The organism is Kribbella lupini, from assembly GCF_039529595.1.
Lineage (GTDB): Bacteria > Actinomycetota > Actinomycetes > Propionibacteriales > Kribbellaceae > Kribbella > Kribbella lupini.
Genome location: NZ_BAAANC010000002.1, coordinates 2,415,698 through 2,432,555 on the forward strand (window position 1 = coordinate 2,415,698; position 16,858 = coordinate 2,432,555).

The window sequence follows — 16,858 nt, forward strand, 5'->3', positions numbered from 1 at the left end:
ACAGATGCCTGCTCCTGCCCGCTCGGTCGCCGTACCGGCTGTTTCCCCGCGCCTGCTCGCGGTCGCCCTGCTCACCATCGGCGTGCTGCTGATGCTGGCCTACCTGGTCGCCTTCGACCAGGGCGCGATCTCGCAGTCCGGGATGTACCTGCACGAGCTGATGCACGACGGCCGGCACCTGCTCGGCGTGCCCTGCCACTGACGTCCTGCAGTTCTCCTCACTCCCGACCCGTTCGGGCTGAACCACTGACAGGACCGTCATGCGTACCTTCGGAAACCTCCTGGTGCGCGGACTGATCGTCGGCCTCTTCGCCGGCCTGCTGGCCGGAACCTTCGCGTACGTGATGGGCGAACCGCACATCGACGCCGCGATCGCGATCGAGGAGGCCGGCGGCGCCGCGCACACCCACGGCGACGAACCCGCCGCTGCCGGGGAAGAGGAACCCCTCGTCAGCCGCACCGGCCAGCGTTTCGGGCTCTTCCTCGCCACCAGCCTGTACGGCGTGGCGCTCGGCGGCATCTTCGCCGTCGGTTTCGCGCTGCTCCGCCGCCGGCTGCGCACCCCCAGCGACTCGTACGCCGCCCTCGGGCTGGCCGCCGCGGGATTCGTCGGGATCGTGCTGGTCCCGTTCCTCAAGTACCCGCCCAACCCGCCCGCTGTCGGCGACCCGGACACGATCACCAAGCGCACGGTCACGTACCTGCTGACGCTCGTGATCGGCCTGCTCGCGGTCTGGGCCGGCGTCGCGGCGTCCCGCTGGGCGCAGCGTTTCGGCGACGCGCCCTGGATCCGGCTCGCCGTCGGCGGCGGCGCCTTCGTGGCGACGATCGTGGCGGCGTACCTGATCCTCCCGGCGATCAACGAGGTGCCCGGCTCGTTCCCGGCGACGTTGCTGTGGCAGTTCCGGTTCGCCTCGCTCGGCACGCAGGCGGTGCTGTGGACGCTGCTGGGATTCGGTTACGCTGCGTTGGTGGACCGTAACTCCCAGGTCACGACGCCAGCGGAAGGGGCCACGGCGTGACGACGACGCTGACGCTGGTCGCGCATGCGCTGACGCCAGGTCTGCGCGGACTCGTTCTCGGTGGAGAGTCCGCACCCGACCAGGCCGGCCTGGAGGCAGCCCGCGACCTGCGGGTCGACGCCGGTACGACGTACTGCGGACCGGAGCCCGCCGCGATCCTGACGGCCGAGGCGATCGGCCTGCAGCCGGTCGTGGTCGGCGCACTGCGTGACCGCGAGTACGGCGACTGGACCGGGCGCGACCTGGAGGAGCTGCTGACCACCGAGACCGCGGCGGTCTCGGACTGGCTGGAGCGGCCCCACACGGCGCCGCCCGGCGGGGAGACGGCCAACGACCTGATCGCCCGCGTCGCCGACTGGCTGGGCGACCTGACCGAGGACCCGGGCCACGCCGAGCGGCGTACGGTCGTTGCCGTGGTCCACCCGGCCGTCGTCCGCGCGGCGGTGCTCTACGCGCTGGAAGCCCCGGCCGAGTCGCTCCGGCACGTCGACGTCAGACCCCTGGCAACGGTCGGTCTTTCCGCGCACGCCACGTCCTGGTCACTCAACCTGCACTGACAAACCGGTCTGCAGCGGTTTATCGTTCGCCCACAGCATCCCGACGCCCCTGAGGATGACGATGAGCTTCGACGACCTGCTGGAACGTGTCACCGACCTCCCGGCCGAGAAGGCCGCTCGGGAGGTCCGGGACTACTTCGCCGCGCTTCCGCAGGACGCCGCGAGGGCGCTCGCGGAGAGCAGGACGCGCGAGGTCGGCGGCCTCGACGGTGTGCCGGCGCCGCTGCGGTACCGCGCCAACCACCTGCGCCTGGTCGAGGCGCACGAGGGGCTTCGAGCGAGGCTCGACAGCGCCTCGAACGACGAGGTGACCCGCTACAACACGCTGTCCGAGATGCTGGCGCCGGTCGGGCAACGGCTGGACGTCGATGCCGACGGCAACCGCATCGTCGTACCGGTGCACCGGCAGTTCCTGCTCGCCGAGCCCGAGGGCCAGGGCCGGATGGTCGAGGTGCTCGGTGACCTGGCCACGGCCGATCGGGTGAGCGTCCTGGTGCCTGGGATGAACAACAACCTCGACAAGGTGCGCTCGCAGATCGCGCGCGCCCAGGACCTGCAGACGGAGAGCGGTCCTGGATCGGCGACGGTCGTCTGGCTCGGGTACGACGCTCCGCTCACGCTCGAAGCAGCGATGTCCAAGGAGAGCTCGATCGCGGCCGCGCCCCTGCTGGCGAGGTTCACGGCCGGGCTCCGCACCGAGGTCAGGCCGGACGCGGACAAGACCCTGATCGGCAACAGCTACGGCGGCCAGGTGGTCGGCCAGGCGATGCTGCGCGAGGGAGTGCGCTTCGACCGGGTGATCCTGACCGGCTGCCCCGGCGTCGAGCCGCACGTCCGCGGCGCGGCCGACTTCGTGCCGGAGGGCGTGCCGCTGTACGTCGCGCGAGCGCCCGGCGACTACATCTCGTACGCCGAACCGCACGGCCCGGACCCGGCGTCGTTCCCCGACGCGATCCGGTTCGAGACCAACGACGGCAAGGTCGCGGTCCGCGGGCACCTGAGCTACTTCGCGCACGACAGCGAGTCGCTGCGCAACATCGGCCGGATCATCCGCGGCGACCTGCAGGCGGTGACCCGGACGAGTACGACGCCGGAGGAGGAGAGCCGGGTGCTGCCGGGGCTCTCCTGGGCCGAGCCGCTGCGCCAGGCGACGGCCAGTCCGGTCGCCGTACCGTTGGCGAAGGTGTTCGACGGCGTACGGGCCCTCGGCAAGCTCAGCGCCCCGCGGCCAGAACCTGTGAACGACGGAGCCCGGGTACGGCGTACGCCGAGCCCGGGCGTCACCAGACGACCGGAAGGACCCACCCGATGACGCTGACCGAGGCCCGCGACCTGCTGCGCGAGGAGCTGCTCGCCGTAGCGGCGGCCGCCGTACCCGGGCAGCAGGCTGTCGTCACGCACGACGTGGGCCCGGTGAACCCGCACGTGCTGGAGGACGGGGACGGGCCGCAGTCGGTCTGCCTGATCACGGTGGAGAACGGCGACCCGACCGTCGTCGACCCAGTGGGCCAGGTGGAGGCAGCCGTGGCGGCGCTGACCGCTCGCGGCTGGCAGGCGGAGGTCCAGCCGGTCGAGAGCGGGCACCACCGGGCCTCCGCGCGCCGCGACGGCTACGGCATCGTCGTCCACAGCTGGGACGGCGAGTGGCGCCTCACGCTCTCCGGGCAGACCCCGGAGATCGTCAGCTAGTCAGAGCCGGCTAGCTGGTCGCAGCGCGTTCGGCCGCCGAGCGGAGCACGCAGAACTCGTTGCCGGCCGGATCGAGCATCACCACGAAGCCGGTGCCGTCGGGCTCGCGGCGGTCGTGCTCGATCGTCGCGCCCAGGGCGACCAGCCGCTCGACCTCCTGGTCGCGCGGGATGTCCGGCTCGAGGTCGAGATGCACCCGGTTCTTGGCCCGCTTCGGGTCGTTGTTGCGCTCGAACAGCAGCTTCACCGTCCCGGTGTCCACCGCGGCGTACGGGTCGTCGGGGAAGTCGTCGTCCGGCCGCTCGACGCCGAACACCTGCAGCCAGAAGCCGGCCAGACCGTACGGGTCGGCCGCGTCGAACGTCACCGTGCGCACCATCGAAGTCATGCGGCAGACCATGCCGCACGCGCGGCTCACCCCGCCACCGGAATACGGCGGCGGGGTGGGGACCACGGCTCAGGCCTGGCGAAGCTCCTGGCGCTGCCGCCCGAGGCCCTGGATCTCGCACTCGACGACGTCACCCGGCGCCAGGTACGGGAAGCGGCCGGACAGCGCGACACCTTCCGGCGTACCGGTGTTGACGATGTCGCCCGGGTCGAGCGTCATGTACTGCGACAGGTCGCGGACCAGCGCGGCGACCGAGAAGATCATGTCGCGGGTGTTGGAGGCCTGCCGCGGCTCGCCGTTGACGAACGACTTCAGGTCCAGCGCCTGCGGGTCGCCGATCTCGTCGGCAGGGACCAGCACCGGGCCGAGCGGGTTGAACGTCTCGCAGCACTTGCCCTTCGACCACTGGCCGCCGGACACCTCCAGCTGGAAGGCGCGCTCGGAGACGTCGTTGGAGACCGCGTACCCGGCGATGCAGGCCAGTGCCTCCTCGTCGGAGCTCAGGTAGCGGGCGGTCTTGCCGATCACCACCGCAAGCTCGACCTCCCAGTCGGTCCGGCGGGCGTCCCGCGGCACCAGCACGTCGTCGTACGGGCCGACGACGGTGTTCGGGTGCTTGAAGAAGACGATCGGCTCCTTCGGCGGCTCGGCGCCGGACTCGGCCGCGTGGGCGGCGTAGTTCTGGCCGATGCAGACCACGGCGGTCGGCTTGGCGATCGGCGCGCCGATCCGCAGGCCCTCGACGTCGGCGGCCGGCAGCGAACCGGCCTCCAGCGCGGCGCGGGCCCGGGCGATCCCGTCGGAGGCCAGGAAGGCCCCGTCGATGTCGGCGGTGACGGAGCTCAGGTCGTAGGTGGTGCCGTCGGTGGCGCGCACGTACGGGCGCTCCTCACCGACCGCGCCGAGGCGCAGCAGTTCCACGAAATCTCCTTAGACGGATTCATTCTTGGTCGAACACGGGCCGCAGCCGGGCCCGTGACGCTTCGATGTGCGAGCGCATCGCGGCGGCGGCCTGCTCGGGGTCGCCCTTGCGGACCGCGGTGACGACCGCCTTGTGCTCGCGGAGCGCCTGGGTCGCGATCCCGCCGCCGTAGTACAGCCGGAACAGGTGCAGGTGGCAGTGCGTCCGGGCGAAGGACTGCCGGGCCGTCTCGTTGCCGGACAGCTCCAGCACCAGGTCGTGGAAGCGCTGGTCGTGCCCGGCCATCGCCTTGTACGAGTCGTAGTCCGGCCGTTCCGGGACCTCGGTGTAGCTGAGCATCTCGTCCTTGAGCCGGACCAGGTCCTCGGCCGACGTCCGCTCGGCGGCGCGGCCGGCCGCCCACGGCTCGATGTGCAGCCGGTACTCGAAGAGGTCCTCGAACTCGGCCCGGGTCAGCGTCGAGGAGACCCGGTAGCCGCGCAGCGGCTCCTTGATCACCAGCCCGTCGGACTCCAGCCGGGCCAGCGACTCGCGGATCGGGGTCTGGGAGATGCCCAGCTCCCGGGTCAGCGCGTCGATGTTCAGCCGGGTGCCCGGCGCGACCACGCTGTCCATGATCAGGCCCTTGACCGTCTCGTAGACGTCGTCGCTCAGTACCTGTCGCTGCGGCAGGCGCGTGAGCTGCCCCGCCAGACCCACATGCGCATCCGTCACCGTCGCTCCTCCCGAAGCATCCCATTCTGCCTGACCCGGCGGTCGTGCTCAGTCGTTACCCGGGCAAGGGTTGACGCCACCAGTGTGAAGCGGCAGCATCAGCTTCGCAATATCCTATAGGATCTTCGAGGGAGCGCCCCATGCCCAAGCCCGCGTTGTGGTACCGCAGGACGGCCGTCGCCGGCCTGGCCGTGGTCGCCCTGGCCGCCACCGGTTGCAGCACCAAGAGCTCGAACGACAGCACGGGCGGTACGGCGGGTGACGACGCCTCGGCCGGCTCGACCGGCGGTCCGGTCACCCTGAAGGATGCCTCCAGCGTGAAGCTGGCGCTCATCCCGGGGGGCGCTCACCCCTACTTCCAGCCGTGGAAGGCCACCGCCGACCTGGACAAGACCGAGTTCAAGCTGGGCGATGTCACCTTCGACGAGACCGGCGAGTGGGACCAGAGCAAGCAGAACAACGTGATCAGCTCGCTGGCCGCGCGCGGCTTCAACGCGTTCGGCATCTTCGGCGTGTCGCCGACCGACATCAACACCACCTTCGAGGACCTGAAGTCGAAGGGCTTCGCGGTCGGCTCGCTGGCCTCGTGCCCGGCCGGCGACACCAACTCGGCCGACTTCTGCCTGTCCACCGACGTCGAGGCGGCGGCGTACAAGGCGGCCAAGGCGACCATCGAGGCGATCGGTGGCGAGGGCACGATCGTGCACCTGACCGGCAACAACGTCGACTCCAACACGCAGCGCCGGATCGCCGGGGTGAAGAAGGCGGTCGCCGAGACTGGCGGCAAGGTGACGGAGCTGCCCGTGGTCACCGACATCGACAAGGACCTGCAGACCGCGCAGCGCTCGGTCGCCGACCTGCTCGCGGCCAAGGGCAAGGACATCAAGGGCATCGTCACCACGGCGTACAACCCGGCGGTGGCCGCGGCCGACGGCGTGGCCAGCAGCAAGCTGCCGATCAAGGTGGTGGCGATCGACGACGACGCCAAGATCCTGTCCGGGATCAAGTCCGGCGGCGTCTCGGCGACCGTCGCGCAGAACCCGGTCGGTCAGGCGTACGTCGGTGGCTGGCTGCTCGCGCTGCTCGGCTCGAAGCAGTGCACGATGAAGACGCCCGGCGTGATCGTCGACTCCGGCTCGTTCGTGGTGACCAAGGCCAACGTGGACACCTACGACGACGAGCGCAAGGCCAAGACCAAGGAGCTCCAGACCGAGTTCGCGAGCCAGTTGAGCTGCCAGTGACCATCACACGCGCTGAAGCCTTCCTGGTCGATCTCGAGGTCGAGACCGTTCGGACCGACGCGGTCCAGTCGTTCCTGAAGCAGGAGACGATCTTCGTCGAGCTGGAGACCTCCGACGGGGCTGTTGGGCTCGGCTACTCCTACACGATCGGCACCGGCGGTACGGCGGTGCTGGCGATGCTGCGCGACCACCTGCTGCCGCGGCTGGTCGGTGCGGACGCCCGCAACATCGAGGGGCTCTGGTACGACCTGTTCGCGTCCACCCGGGCCACCACGGTCGGTGCGATCACGTCGCTCGCCCTGGCCTCGGTCGACACGGCCCTGTGGGACCTGCGCTGCCGCCGGGCCGGTGAGCCGCTCTGGCGGCTGGCCGGCGGCTTCCGCCGCAACGTGCCGCTGTACGACACCGAGGGCGGCTGGCTGCACCTGTCGACCGACGAGTTGGTAGCTGGTGCGCTGGCCTCGCAGAAGGCGGGCTGGCCCGGGGTGAAGCTCAAGGTGGGCAAGCCGCGGGTGCACGAGGACGTGGAGCGGCTGCACGCCGTACGGGATGCTGTCGGGCCGGCGCTGGACATCATGGTCGACGCCAACCAGTCGATGACGTACCCGGAGGCCAAGCGGCGTGCTGCCGCCTTCGAGCCGCTGGACCTGAGCTGGTTCGAGGAGCCGCTGCCCGCGGACGACCTCAGCGGGCACGTGCGGCTGGCAGCGTCCACGTCGATCCCTGTCGCTGTGGGCGAGTCCATGTACTCGGTGTCGCAGTTCCGCGAGTACGTCGCGGCCGGCGCGGCCGGGATCGTCCAGGTGGACGTGGCCCGGGTCGGTGGCATCACACCCTGGCTGAAGGTGGCGCACCTGGCCGAGACCTTCAACCTGGAGGTCTGCCCGCACTTCCTGATGGAGCTGCACGTGAGCCTGACTGCCGCCGTACCGAACGGCCGGTACGTCGAGCACATCCCGCAGCTGCGGGCGATCACCCGGACCGAGATGGAGATCTCCGACGGGCACGCGGTCGCTCCGGACGCGCCGGGCCTGGGCATCGACTGGGACCGGGACGCGATCGACAACCGGCGCGTCTCGTGAGCGCACCGGTCTCGGAGACCGCCACCGCGGCCCTCCAGGAGCCGGACCAACCGCCTCCGTCGTCCCGGGGTGGTCGGACTCCCTGGTGGGCGAACCAGCGGGTCGGTCTGCTCGTGCTGGTGGTGCTGCTGGCGGTCCTGTTCGGCGTACTGCGTCCTGCGTTCTTCAACCAGCAGCTGGTGGTGTTCCCGCTGCTGCGGGACATTGCCATGTTCACCGTGGTCGGACTGGCCCAGCTGTGCGTGCTGTCGATCGGGCACATGAACCTGGCCGTCGGCCGGATGGCCGCGTTCTCGATGATGATCACCGGCATCTCGTACGACCTGTGGCACTTCAGCCTGTACGCCGGGTTGCTGGTCGGCCTGATCGCCGGTGCGGCCATCGGCGCGCTGGCCGGGTGGGTGATTGCGCGGACCGGGGTCAACTCGTTCGTCGTCACGCTGGCGCTGGACTTCCTGCTGCTCGGTCTGATTCCGCTCGTCTACACGGCGCTGACCGACAACGCGGCGTTCGTGACGAAGCCGGACGGGATGCGGGAGATGCGCAACTACTCGCTCGCCGACATCTGCATCGGCAACGTCTGCGGCTCGCCCGCCGTACCGCAGCTCGCGCTGTTCGCGGTGATCGCGATGGGTGTGGTCGGCTGGATCTACAGCCGCACCAAGCTCGGCCGTGAGCTGCTGATGACCGGTACGTCGGTGAAGGCGGCCGAGCTGTCCGGGATCCCGACCGCACGGCGCGTCATCACCGCGCACGCGATGTCGGGCTGCCTGGCGGCACTGGCCGGCTTCATGCTGGCGGTCAGCACCGGCTCGATCAAGGCGACGATCGGCGAGGAGTTCATGCTGCCGTCGTTCCTCGGGCCGATCCTCGGCGGCACGTTGCTGGCCGGTGGGTTCATCTCGGTCTGGGGCACGCTGCTCGGGACCGCGCTGACCTCGGTGATCCGCAAGGGGCTCGACCTGCTCGGCGTCGGGCTGGAAAGCCTGAACATCTACCTCGGCCTGATCCTGCTCGTTGCCTTGAGCACCGACCGGATCCGGACCGTGCTGTCGGAGCGGCAGGAGGTGCGACAACGATGAGGCGTTTCGTGAAGACGACCGAGATGACCTTGCTGGTCATCTGCGTGGTGTTCTTCGTCGGTCTGGTGATCGCGTCGCACGGCGACCTGCTCTCGGCGAATTCCCTAAGAGTGCTGCTTCAGTTCCTGGCGGTGCCCGTTCTGATCGGGTTAGCTCAAATGGTGGTCCTCGCAGTGGGCCAACTGAACCTGGCGGTCGGCGCCGTCGGGGGATTCGCAGCAGCCGCGATGGGGGTGATGATGGCCGACCACGGAGTTCCGGTGCCGCTGGCGCTGCTGTTCGGCTTCCTGCTCGCGACCGCGGCCGGGTTGGCCAACGGGCTGCTCGTCGTCCTGACGCGGATCAACGGGTTCATCGTCACGCTGGCGACGATGACGGTGCTGCTCGGCGTGCAGTACCGGTTGGTCGGCACGCGGACCGTCGACGCCTATCCCGCCGGGTTGAAGAGCTTCGGGTCGCACGCGTTGTTCGGGGTGCTGCCGCTGATCTTCCTGGTGGCGTTGGCGGTGGCAGGTCTGTTGGCGCTGATGCTGCGGCGGACCGTGCCGGGGCGGCAGTTGCTGGCCTCGGGTGGGAACCCGATCGCCGCACGGCTGTCCGGGATCTCGAACGACCGGTCCGTGATCCTCGCGCACACCTTGTCCGGGGCGATCCTCGGGGTCGCGGCGATCCTGACCGTCGCGTCCTCGCCGGGGGTGAACAAGAGCATCGGTGGTGACTGGCTGCTGCCGTCGTTCGCGGCGCCGATCATCGGCGGCGCGCTGCTCACGGGTGGTTCCGCGGTCGTGCTGGGGACGGTGCTCGCGGCGTTCATCGTTCGCTTCGTGGACACGGCGCGGGCCGAGTTCTCGCTCGAGCCGAGCTGGGTGAACTTCGTCGTCGGTGCGGTGGTGCTCGGGTCGGTGGTGCTCGGGCAGGTCCGGACCAGGCGGCAACAGCGCCGTACGGTCGTGAAAGCGCCCGACGCGGCAGTGGCCGGAGGTGTCTCGTGACGTTGTTCGTGGCCGAGAAAGTGGACAAGCTGTTCCCCGGCGTACGGGCTCTCGACGGGGTGACGCTGTCACTCGAGGCGGGCTCGGTGCACGCGCTGCTCGGGGAGAACGGCGCCGGCAAGTCGACGCTGATCAAGGTGATCACCGGGCTGTACCGGCCGGACGGCGGGCGGTTGCTGCTGGACGGGTCGGAGGTGAGCTTCGGGTCGCCGCACGAGTCCGCGTCCGCGGGCATCGGCGTGGTGCACCAGGAGCGCAACCTGATCCCGGGCTTCACCGTGGGCGAGAACATCCTGCTCCAGAAGCTGCCGACGTCGCGCGGGCTGGTGGACCGGGCGGCGATCCGGTCGGAGGCGTCGCGCTGGCTGGCGGAGCTCGACCTGGACATCGATCCGGATCAGCCGGTGACGGAGCTGTCGGTCGCGCAGGCGCAGCTGGTCGAGATCGCGAAGGCGCTGTCGGTGGAGAGCCGCGTGCTGCTGCTCGACGAACCGACCGCGTCGATCACGCCGAACGAGGCCGAGCGGCTGTTCCGCGTGGTCGAGAAGCTGAAGAACGACGGGCGCTCGGTGCTCTTCGTCAGCCACAAGCTCGAAGAGGTCTTCCAGATCTGCGACACCGTCACCGTGCTGCGGGACGGTTCGTCGGTGCTGGAATCGGGTGCGCTTGGTGATCTGACGCGTGATCAGGTGGTCGACCTGATGGTCGGGCGCGTGCACGAGGCGTTGAGCTTGCCGCCGCGGACTGTGGATCGGTCTGTGGATCCGTTGCTGGAACTGTCCGGCGTCGCGACGGCGACCGGACATGCCGACGTCGACCTGGCCGTGCGGCCGGGTGAGATCGTCGGGCTGTACGGGCTCGTCGGTGCTGGGCGTAGTGAGCTGGCGAAGGCGTTGCTGGGCCTGGACCGGATCACCGCGGGCACGGTGCGGGTCCGGGGCCAGGAGGTGCGGATCAAGAACGTCCGGGACGCGCTGCGGAACCACAAGATCGGGTACGTCACCGAGAACCGCAAGGAAGAAGGCGTCTTCCTCGAGCAGTCCGTCAGCCGCAACATCGCCGTCACGATCTGGGACCGGCTGCGCAAACTGCTCGGCTACGTCCCCGCCAAGGCCGAGTCGGCGCTGGTCGCGCAGTACGTCGAACAGCTCGGCATCCGGATCGCCTCCCCGGCCCAGCTGGCCGGCACGCTGTCCGGCGGCAACCAGCAGAAGGTCTCCCTGGCGAAGTGGCTCGCCGCGCAGACCGAGATCCTGATCATCGACGAGCCCACGGTCGGCATCGACGTCCGCACCAAGGACGCCTTCCACACGCTGATCTGGGACCTGGCCGCGAACGGCCTGGCGATCCTGCTGATCACCTCGGACCTGCCCGAGATGATCACCCTCGCGGACCGCGTCGTGGTCATGCGCGACCACCGCGTTCAGGGGGAGGTCGCCAACGACCACGACTACGACCGAATCAGCCAGCAGGTCATCCGGCTGATCCACGCGGAGAAGGCGGCCGTCGGGTGAGTGTTCCGAGCGGTGGTCCGGCGGGTGTCCCGAGTCGGAGGAGTGGCGGTCGGATGAGAGTTCCAAGCCTGAAGCAGTGGTTAAGTGAGGGAGTGATGGCCGGATGAGCCGGGTGGACGCGCACCACCACGTCTGGGATCTGAGCGTTCGCGAACAGAGCTGGATGGTCGGTTCCGCGATGGATCCGATCCGGCGCAACTTCCTCGTGGACGACCTGGCGCCGCTCGCCGCGGCCGCCGACGTCACGCAGACCGTGCTGGTGCAGACGGTCGGGCTGGCCGCCGAGACACCGGAGTTCCTGGCTGTTGCTGACAGCAACGAGCTGGTGGCAGGCGTGGTCGGCTGGGTAGACCTGACCGCCGACGACGTCGAAGCCGCTCTGGCCGGTCTGCTGAACCGCCCAGACGGCCAATGGCTGAAGGGAATCCGGCACCAGGTCCACGACGAGCCCGACGTCGAGTGGCTCAACCGCCCCGAAGTACGGCGTGGGCTCGAGGTGGTCGCCGAGGCCGGCCTGGTCTACGACCTGCTCACCAAGACCCCCCACCTGCCGGCCGCGGTCGAGACGGTCCGCGCGCTACCCGAGCTGACGTTCGTAGTCGACCACATCTCAAAGCCAGTCATCGGCGGAGACCTGGAGCCGTGGGCCACCGGCCTACGCGACCTAGCCGCCGAGCCGAACGTCACCTGCAAACTCTCCGGCATGGTGACCGAAGCGTCGTGGACGGATTGGAAGGTCGCCGACCTGAAGCCGCACGCCGACGTGGTGCTGGAGGCGTTCGGCCCAGACCGAGTGATGTTCGGCTCCGACTGGCCGGTGTGCCTGCTGGCCGCGACGTACGGTCAGGTCGTCGAGGCAGCGGAGCAACTCACTGCCGAGCTGACCCCCGCCGAACGCGACGAGGTCTTCGGCGAGACAGCCCGGCGTACGTACCACTTGTAGGCGAGGAACGGCGTCGATCCGGCGACAACTGACTGATGGCGCCGCCCCCCGCCGAACGCGCCGAGGTCCGCGCACGCTGTCCGATGGTCGACGCCCACCACTGGCCAACCCAGCGCCTGGCGGTCTTGAGCCTGTGTGTTGAGCGTGGGTGGCGCCGGCGGCCGGTGGTTGATCAGTGGTGGGCGTCGGCCGATCGGCGGTGTCGCGTCTGCATGTAGGCGGTTGGTGTCCGCGTGGGGTGGTGGCTACTGACGGTGTCGCGCGGGCTGATCGGTGGTCAGTCCGCGCGACAACTGGTCAGAAGCCTGGGAAGATTCGGCGGAGGTGGTCGAGGGTGATCTTGGTGCTGGTCAACGTGACGGACGCCGGGGTGTACTGCGGGGCGTTTCGGCCGGTGATCAGGCGGACGAGGTACTCGGCGGGGGCGTTCAGTTCGCCGTCGGGGGTGGTGGGGGCGTCGGTGAGCTCGACGGTGTCGGCGATGGTCAAGCCGAAGGTGCGGTCCGGCGCTGTGGTGTTGACTGTCAGCGTGGCGGTGCCGTCGTACTGGTCCGCCTTGCCGGCCCAGCCGAGGAGGCGGCCGGCGCTGTCGAGCAGGATCTCGGTGGCTTCGGGGGCGAGGGCTGCGTCGGGGTCGAAGCCGACGCGGACGTCCCAGCTGTGCAAGGCGAACTCGCTCAGCCGCATCCCGACCGCGGTCTCCACGTCGACGGGCTCGGGCAGGAAGCCGAAGTCGACGCGCAGGTCGGTGAGTTGCTCGTCGGACAGGCCCTCGTAGCGCTGGATGAGCTTCTGGTTGGTGGTGAGGAAGTTCGACGCCTGGTCGGCGGGGCTCATCGCGTTCCAGCGGTCCCAGGTCTTCGGGTTGAAGTCGTCCGCCGGGCGTCCGGTGCCGTCGATCGCACCTTCGAGGATCGCGAGGTTGATCTCCGCGCCGCTGCCGAGGTGGCTCAGGACGTCGGCGACCTTCCACTCGCTCGCGCCGGAAGGACGGACGAGGTCGTCCGGCTGCAGCCCGCCGACGAGCTCGGCGAGGGTGTCGTAACCGGTACGCAGGGCGCTGATCGCGCGCTCGGCCTTGCTGGTCATCAGGTGTCTCCCGGTGATGGATGAACGATCAAGTAATCACAGCAACCGAACTGCGCGATTACTTCCCGATCGGACCGGGAAATTCTGGTGACTTGTTCAGGGGAGGCGGACGTAGCCGAGGGTGACCTTGGTGGTGATGGTTCGGAGGGCGGGCAGGTCCTCGGGGCGGCCGGAGGCGGCGAGTTCGAAGCCGGTGGTGGTGGCGTCGTCGATGGTGACGAAGCGGTCGACGACCAGACGGGTGCCGCGGGCTGGATCGGTGTAGGTGTAGGTCAGCGTCGTGTACTGGAAGGTGACGCCGGCGAAGACCTCGCTGGTTGCCTTGGCGGCGCTGTGGGTCCGGGAGATCAGGTGGAAGTCGGGGGTGGACCGGAGCGCGGCCAGCTTCTGGGTGACGTAGGTGGCGCGGGGCTGGGGCTTGGCGAGTACGCCGTTGAGACGCAGGTTCCAGAGCTTGTTCGGGCTGGTGAAGCGGGACTCGAAGGTGGAGACCTTCGTCATCGACCAGGTGCTCGGGATCGGGACGATGACGCCGAGCTCGGTCTTCGGGTCGCCCCACGTTCGGTTGACGTAGGTCAGGCCCTGGGTGGTGAGGGGCGCTGGGCCGCTGGGTGAGGTGGTCGCTGGGCTTGCCGAGGTCGGGCCGCTGGGTGACGTCGTCGCGGGCGGCGTACTGGGAGAACCCGCGGCGGGACTGGAGCTGGACGGGTTCGCCAGGAGGAGGGCCGTGGTGGCGCCGGCCGCGAGTACTGCGGCTGCGGTGATGGTGACGATGCGCGTGCGAGGCCTCATGGTGATGCCTTTCCGGTGGGCTGCCGGCGGTTGGATGCTGCCCGCTGGGGAAAAGTTGGCGGTCAGTCCGCCTCGGTCCCGTCGGCGTCCGCAGGCGGCGGCGCGAACTCGGCCCGTACGCCGAGCAACCGGACCGGGCGGCGAAACTCGAACTTCGCCAGGATGGTCAGCGCCGCGTCGGCCACCACGGCGGGGTCCTGGGTGGGCGCCGGTAGTTTGCGCGACTTGATCGGCGTGAAGAACGTGATGAACCGGACCTTCACGTGCACCCGCTGGATCCAGCGGCCCTCGGCGACCACCGAGCGGGTGAGCTCCTCGGCGAGTTCGCGGACCTTGTCCTGGATCTCGGCCGGGTCGGACAGGTCCTCGGGATAGGTGACCTCGTGGCTGCGGGAGACGGGTTCGCGCGGTACGTCGGTGACCTCGGTGTCGCCGAGGCCGCGGCCGAGCGCGCCGTACCAGGTGCCCATCTTCGGACCGAAACGTTCGCGGAGGCCGTCGAGGTCGGCGGCGGCGAGGTCGGCGACGGTGTGCAGGCCGAGGTCGTTCAGGTTCTGCGACATCCGGGCGCCGATGCCCCACAGGTCGCGGACCGGGCGGTGGTGCATCACCTCGGCCCAGTTCTCCTGCGTGAGCCGGAAGGTCCCTCCGTCGCCGGCGCGCTGGTCGGGCCCGGGTTTCGCGAATCCGGTCGCGAGCTTGGCGCGCACCTTGTTGTCGCCGATGCCGATCGAGCAGGTCAGTCCGGTCCGCTCCAGCACGGCGGCCCGCATCTCGGCCGCCAGCGCCTCGGGATCGGACGTGGTCGCGCCGACGAAGCACTCGTCCCAGCCCCACACCTCGACCGTCACCGGGAACGACCGCAGCACGTCCATCACCTCGGTCGAGGCCGCCTCGTACGCCGCGGGGTCCGTCGGGAGGAACACCGCGTCCGGGCACTTCTTGTACGCCGCCTTCAACGGCATCCCCGAACCGACGCCGAACACGCGCGCCTCGTACGACGCCGTCGCCACCACCTGCCGCGCCTGCTGCGGATCCCCTGACCCGCCGACCACGACGGGCAACCCCCGCAGCTCAGGCCGCCGCCGGATCTCCACCGCCGCGATGAACTGATCCATGTCCACATGCAGCAACCACCAGGCGGCCCCCGCGGGGGCGGGCACGCTGCTCGGGTCCGCGCGCCCCGCCCCGGCGCCGGCGCGTTCCGCTCCGCCAACCGCGCGCCCCGCCCCGGCGCCCGCGCTCTCCGCCCCGGCGCCCGCGCGCTCCGCCCCGGCGCCCGAATCGGCTGGGTCCGGCTCGGCTGCGGCTTCCGACGGTCTCATCGGCGGCTCCTCGGGATCGATACCCCAGGGGTATCACAGGCGCCCGAACAGGTCTTGGAAATCCCCCACCGCACACCAGCAGAGTGGGAGGTGAGCAAAGGAGAACTCAATGAAGGTGTTCCTGACCGGTGGATCCGGCTACATCGGCGCGGTGGTCATCGAGGCGCTGCTGAGGCACGGGCACGAGGTGACCGCGCTGGCGCGCAGTGAGCGTGCTGTCGACGTCGTGACCAAGCTCGGGGCGAAGGCGGTGGTCGGCGAGTTGACCGACGTCGACGTACTGCGGGACGCGGCGGCCGCGGCGGACGGCGTACTGCATCTCGGGGCTTCGTACGAGCGGAGTGCCGAGGTGGACCGGGCGGCGGCGGATGCGTTGCTCGAGGGGCTCGACGGGCGGGGGACGTACGTGCACACCGGCGGGGTCTGGGTGTACGGCGACACCGACGGCGTGGTGGACGAGGACGCGGTGAAGAAGCCGCCGGCGATCACGGCTTGGCGGTTGGAGAACGAGGCGCGCGTGCTGGCGACGGTCGAGCGTGGCTGGCACCCGGTGGTGGTCATGCCGGCGCTGGTCTACGGACGGTCCCAAGGGTTGATCGAGACGTTCTTCGTCGAGCCGGCGCGGGAGAACAAGGCGGTCGGGCTGGTCGGTGACGGCTCCAACTACACGACGCTGGTGCACGTGGACGACCTCGCGGAGCTGTACGTGCTCGCGCTGGAGAAGGCACCGGCGGGATCGGTGTACGTTGGGGTCGCGCAGAACGCGACCTTCGCGGAGCTCGGGCCGGCGCTCGCGAAGGCGGCAGGGCAAGAGCACGTAAGGCACCTGGACGACGCGGCCGAGCAGATGGGCCCGATCGCCGAGGCGTTCGCGCTGGATCAGCGGATGACCGGCGAGCGGGCCCGGCAGGAGCTCGGGTGGATTCCGCAGCACCTGGATGCGATCAAGGACCTGGCCGCCAAGCGATGACCTAGAGCTGTTTGCGCATCATCTGGCTGACGGTCTCGAAGCCCAGCGACTCGTACAGGTTGATCGCGGTCGCGTTGTTGCCGAAGACGTTGAGGTCCAGCTGGGTGTACCCGCGGCGCCGGCACTCCTCCTCGGCGGCGACCATGATCGACCGGCCGTAGCCCTTGCCGCGCTGGGCTTCGGCCACCTCGACCCCGTAGACGTACGGGACCGGCGTCAGCACGCTGATCCACAGGCTGCCGACCAGCGTGCCGTCGTCGGCGAACGCCGTCCAGAGCAGGTGCTTGTCGGTCCGGAGACCGTCCGGGAGCAGCTTGTCGACCTCGGCCCGGGCGAACGCGAGCGCGGCCTCGCCGTCCAGGCCGCGCAGCGGGCCGATCCCGGCGGCGAAGGACTGCGCGTTGCGGTCCTGCCAGCCGGCGTACTCGGCGTCGGTCATCGCGCGCAAGGTGACCGGGGGCGGGGTGCTCATTTCGCCGACGATAGTCCCCGGGCGGCCAGATGGCGATCGTGTTGCGGTCGGCGCTCTGTTGGTT

19 protein-coding genes are annotated in these 16,858 nt (G+C 69.9%); 12 read left to right on the top strand and 7 right to left on the bottom strand.

Annotated elements, in window-relative coordinates:
* Positions 1 to 4: 4 nt before the first annotated feature.
* The 5 genes from ABD235_RS24895 to ABD235_RS24915 all read left to right on the top strand — a co-directional run bounded on the left by ABD235_RS24895 (position 5) and on the right by ABD235_RS24915 (position 3,268).
* Complete coding sequence (locus tag ABD235_RS24895; protein WP_344178119.1) at positions 5 to 202, top strand: CbtB domain-containing protein; 198 nt, start codon at positions 5 to 7, stop codon at positions 200 to 202.
* 58 nt (positions 203 to 260) lie between these two features.
* Entirely contained in the window at positions 261 to 1,022 is a 762-nt protein-coding gene (locus ABD235_RS24900) for a CbtA family protein (RefSeq protein WP_344178121.1), read from the top strand.
* Positions 1,019 to 1,579 (top strand): histidine phosphatase family protein, encoded by a 561-nt coding sequence (locus ABD235_RS24905; RefSeq protein ID WP_344178123.1) that lies wholly within the window; start codon positions 1,019 to 1,021, stop codon positions 1,577 to 1,579. Before ABD235_RS24900 ends, ABD235_RS24905 begins: the two co-directional genes overlap by 4 nt.
* Before the next feature lie 61 nt (positions 1,580 to 1,640).
* Positions 1,641 to 2,891, top strand: coding sequence for an alpha/beta hydrolase (locus ABD235_RS24910; RefSeq protein WP_344178125.1), 1,251 nt, complete (start codon positions 1,641 to 1,643; stop codon positions 2,889 to 2,891).
* Positions 2,888 to 3,268: a hypothetical protein gene (locus tag ABD235_RS24915; protein WP_344178127.1), complete on the top strand. Its 381-nt coding sequence runs from the start codon at positions 2,888 to 2,890 to the stop codon at positions 3,266 to 3,268. The genes ABD235_RS24910 and ABD235_RS24915 overlap by 4 nt, the downstream gene beginning before the upstream one ends.
* Positions 3,269 to 3,278: 10 nt before the next feature.
* Here ABD235_RS24915 and ABD235_RS24920 read toward each other — a convergent pair whose 3' ends face one another.
* The 3 genes from ABD235_RS24920 to ABD235_RS24930 form a co-directional block, all read right to left on the bottom strand.
* Positions 3,279 to 3,656 (bottom strand): VOC family protein, encoded by a 378-nt coding sequence (locus ABD235_RS24920; RefSeq protein ID WP_344178130.1) that lies wholly within the window; start codon positions 3,654 to 3,656, stop codon positions 3,279 to 3,281.
* Between the two features lie 69 nt (positions 3,657 to 3,725).
* Entirely contained in the window at positions 3,726 to 4,577 is an 852-nt protein-coding gene (locus ABD235_RS24925; RefSeq protein ID WP_344178132.1) for a fumarylacetoacetate hydrolase family protein, read from the bottom strand.
* 19 nt (positions 4,578 to 4,596) lie between these two features.
* Entirely contained in the window at positions 4,597 to 5,292 is a 696-nt protein-coding gene (locus tag ABD235_RS24930) for a GntR family transcriptional regulator (RefSeq protein ID WP_344178134.1), read from the bottom strand.
* A gap of 140 nt (positions 5,293 to 5,432) precedes the next feature.
* Between ABD235_RS24930 and ABD235_RS24935 the strand changes: the two genes are divergently transcribed.
* The 6 genes from ABD235_RS24935 (at position 5,433) to ABD235_RS24960 (ending at position 12,146) form a co-directional block, all read left to right on the top strand.
* Complete coding sequence (locus tag ABD235_RS24935) at positions 5,433 to 6,533, top strand: sugar ABC transporter substrate-binding protein (protein ID WP_344178136.1); 1,101 nt, start codon at positions 5,433 to 5,435, stop codon at positions 6,531 to 6,533.
* On the top strand, positions 6,530 to 7,615 hold the full coding sequence (locus tag ABD235_RS24940; RefSeq protein WP_344178138.1) for a mandelate racemase/muconate lactonizing enzyme family protein: 1,086 nt from the start codon (positions 6,530 to 6,532) through the stop codon (positions 7,613 to 7,615). Before ABD235_RS24935 ends, ABD235_RS24940 begins: the two co-directional genes overlap by 4 nt.
* Positions 7,612 to 8,697: an ABC transporter permease gene (locus tag ABD235_RS24945; RefSeq protein ID WP_344178140.1), complete on the top strand. Its 1,086-nt coding sequence runs from the start codon at positions 7,612 to 7,614 to the stop codon at positions 8,695 to 8,697. Before ABD235_RS24940 ends, ABD235_RS24945 begins: the two co-directional genes overlap by 4 nt.
* Positions 8,694 to 9,689 carry an ABC transporter permease gene (locus tag ABD235_RS24950; RefSeq protein ID WP_344178143.1) on the top strand — a complete coding sequence of 332 codons (996 nt, stop codon included), beginning with the start codon at positions 8,694 to 8,696 and terminating at the stop codon, positions 9,687 to 9,689. The genes ABD235_RS24945 and ABD235_RS24950 overlap by 4 nt, the downstream gene beginning before the upstream one ends.
* Positions 9,686 to 11,203, top strand: coding sequence for a sugar ABC transporter ATP-binding protein (locus ABD235_RS24955; RefSeq protein WP_344178145.1), 1,518 nt, complete (start codon positions 9,686 to 9,688; stop codon positions 11,201 to 11,203). Before ABD235_RS24950 ends, ABD235_RS24955 begins: the two co-directional genes overlap by 4 nt.
* 103 nt (positions 11,204 to 11,306) lie before the next feature.
* A complete protein-coding gene (locus ABD235_RS24960) occupies positions 11,307 to 12,146 on the top strand; it encodes an amidohydrolase family protein (RefSeq protein WP_344178147.1) in 840 nt (279 codons plus the stop codon).
* A 297-nt stretch (positions 12,147 to 12,443) separates the two neighbouring features.
* Here the strand turns inward: ABD235_RS24960 and ABD235_RS24965 are convergent, their stop codons facing one another.
* The 3 genes from ABD235_RS24965 to ABD235_RS24975 form a co-directional block, all read right to left on the bottom strand.
* On the bottom strand, positions 12,444 to 13,235 hold the full coding sequence (locus tag ABD235_RS24965) for a maleylpyruvate isomerase family mycothiol-dependent enzyme (RefSeq protein WP_344178149.1): 792 nt from the start codon (positions 13,233 to 13,235) through the stop codon (positions 12,444 to 12,446).
* A gap of 96 nt (positions 13,236 to 13,331) precedes the next feature.
* Positions 13,332 to 14,027 carry a hypothetical protein gene (locus tag ABD235_RS24970; RefSeq protein WP_344178150.1) on the bottom strand — a complete coding sequence of 232 codons (696 nt, stop codon included), beginning with the start codon at positions 14,025 to 14,027 and terminating at the stop codon, positions 13,332 to 13,334.
* 62 nt (positions 14,028 to 14,089) lie between these two features.
* Positions 14,090 to 15,190 carry a DNA polymerase IV gene (locus ABD235_RS24975; protein ID WP_344178744.1) on the bottom strand — a complete coding sequence of 367 codons (1,101 nt, stop codon included), beginning with the start codon at positions 15,188 to 15,190 and terminating at the stop codon, positions 14,090 to 14,092.
* 271 nt (positions 15,191 to 15,461) lie between these two features.
* Between ABD235_RS24975 and ABD235_RS24980 the strand changes: the two genes are divergently transcribed.
* Positions 15,462 to 16,322, top strand: a complete 861-nt coding sequence (locus ABD235_RS24980; RefSeq protein WP_344178152.1) for an NAD-dependent epimerase/dehydratase family protein — start codon at positions 15,462 to 15,464, stop codon at positions 16,320 to 16,322.
* A 1-nt stretch (position 16,323) separates the two neighbouring features.
* Here the strand turns inward: ABD235_RS24980 and ABD235_RS24985 are convergent, their stop codons facing one another.
* Positions 16,324 to 16,794: a GNAT family N-acetyltransferase gene (locus tag ABD235_RS24985; RefSeq protein WP_344178154.1), complete on the bottom strand. Its 471-nt coding sequence runs from the start codon at positions 16,792 to 16,794 to the stop codon at positions 16,324 to 16,326.
* Positions 16,795 to 16,858: the final 64 nt, after the last annotated feature.

What these genes read in the sequence shown, in the direction of transcription:
- ABD235_RS24895 (WP_344178119.1), top strand. Translation starts at nt 5, where the DNA reads ATGCCTGCTCCTGCCCGCTCGGTCGCCGTACCGGCTGTTTCCCCGCGC.
- ABD235_RS24900 (WP_344178121.1), top strand. Translation starts at nt 261, where the DNA reads ATGCGTACCTTCGGAAACCTCCTGGTGCGCGGACTGATCGTCGGCCTC.
- ABD235_RS24910 (WP_344178125.1), top strand. Translation starts at nt 1,641, where the DNA reads ATGAGCTTCGACGACCTGCTGGAACGTGTCACCGACCTCCCGGCCGAG.
- ABD235_RS24915 (WP_344178127.1), top strand. Translation starts at nt 2,888, where the DNA reads ATGACGCTGACCGAGGCCCGCGACCTGCTGCGCGAGGAGCTGCTCGCC.
- ABD235_RS24920 (WP_344178130.1), bottom strand. Translation starts at nt 3,656, where the DNA reads ATGACTTCGATGGTGCGCACGGTGACGTTCGACGCGGCCGACCCGTAC.
- ABD235_RS24935 (WP_344178136.1), top strand. Translation starts at nt 5,433, where the DNA reads ATGCCCAAGCCCGCGTTGTGGTACCGCAGGACGGCCGTCGCCGGCCTG.
- ABD235_RS24950 (WP_344178143.1), top strand. Translation starts at nt 8,694, where the DNA reads ATGAGGCGTTTCGTGAAGACGACCGAGATGACCTTGCTGGTCATCTGC.
- ABD235_RS24960 (WP_344178147.1), top strand. Translation starts at nt 11,307, where the DNA reads ATGAGCCGGGTGGACGCGCACCACCACGTCTGGGATCTGAGCGTTCGC.
- ABD235_RS24965 (WP_344178149.1), bottom strand. Translation starts at nt 13,235, where the DNA reads ATGACCAGCAAGGCCGAGCGCGCGATCAGCGCCCTGCGTACCGGTTAC.
- ABD235_RS24970 (WP_344178150.1), bottom strand. Translation starts at nt 14,027, where the DNA reads ATGAGGCCTCGCACGCGCATCGTCACCATCACCGCAGCCGCAGTACTC.
- ABD235_RS24980 (WP_344178152.1), top strand. Translation starts at nt 15,462, where the DNA reads ATGAAGGTGTTCCTGACCGGTGGATCCGGCTACATCGGCGCGGTGGTC.
- ABD235_RS24985 (WP_344178154.1), bottom strand. Translation starts at nt 16,794, where the DNA reads ATGAGCACCCCGCCCCCGGTCACCTTGCGCGCGATGACCGACGCCGAG.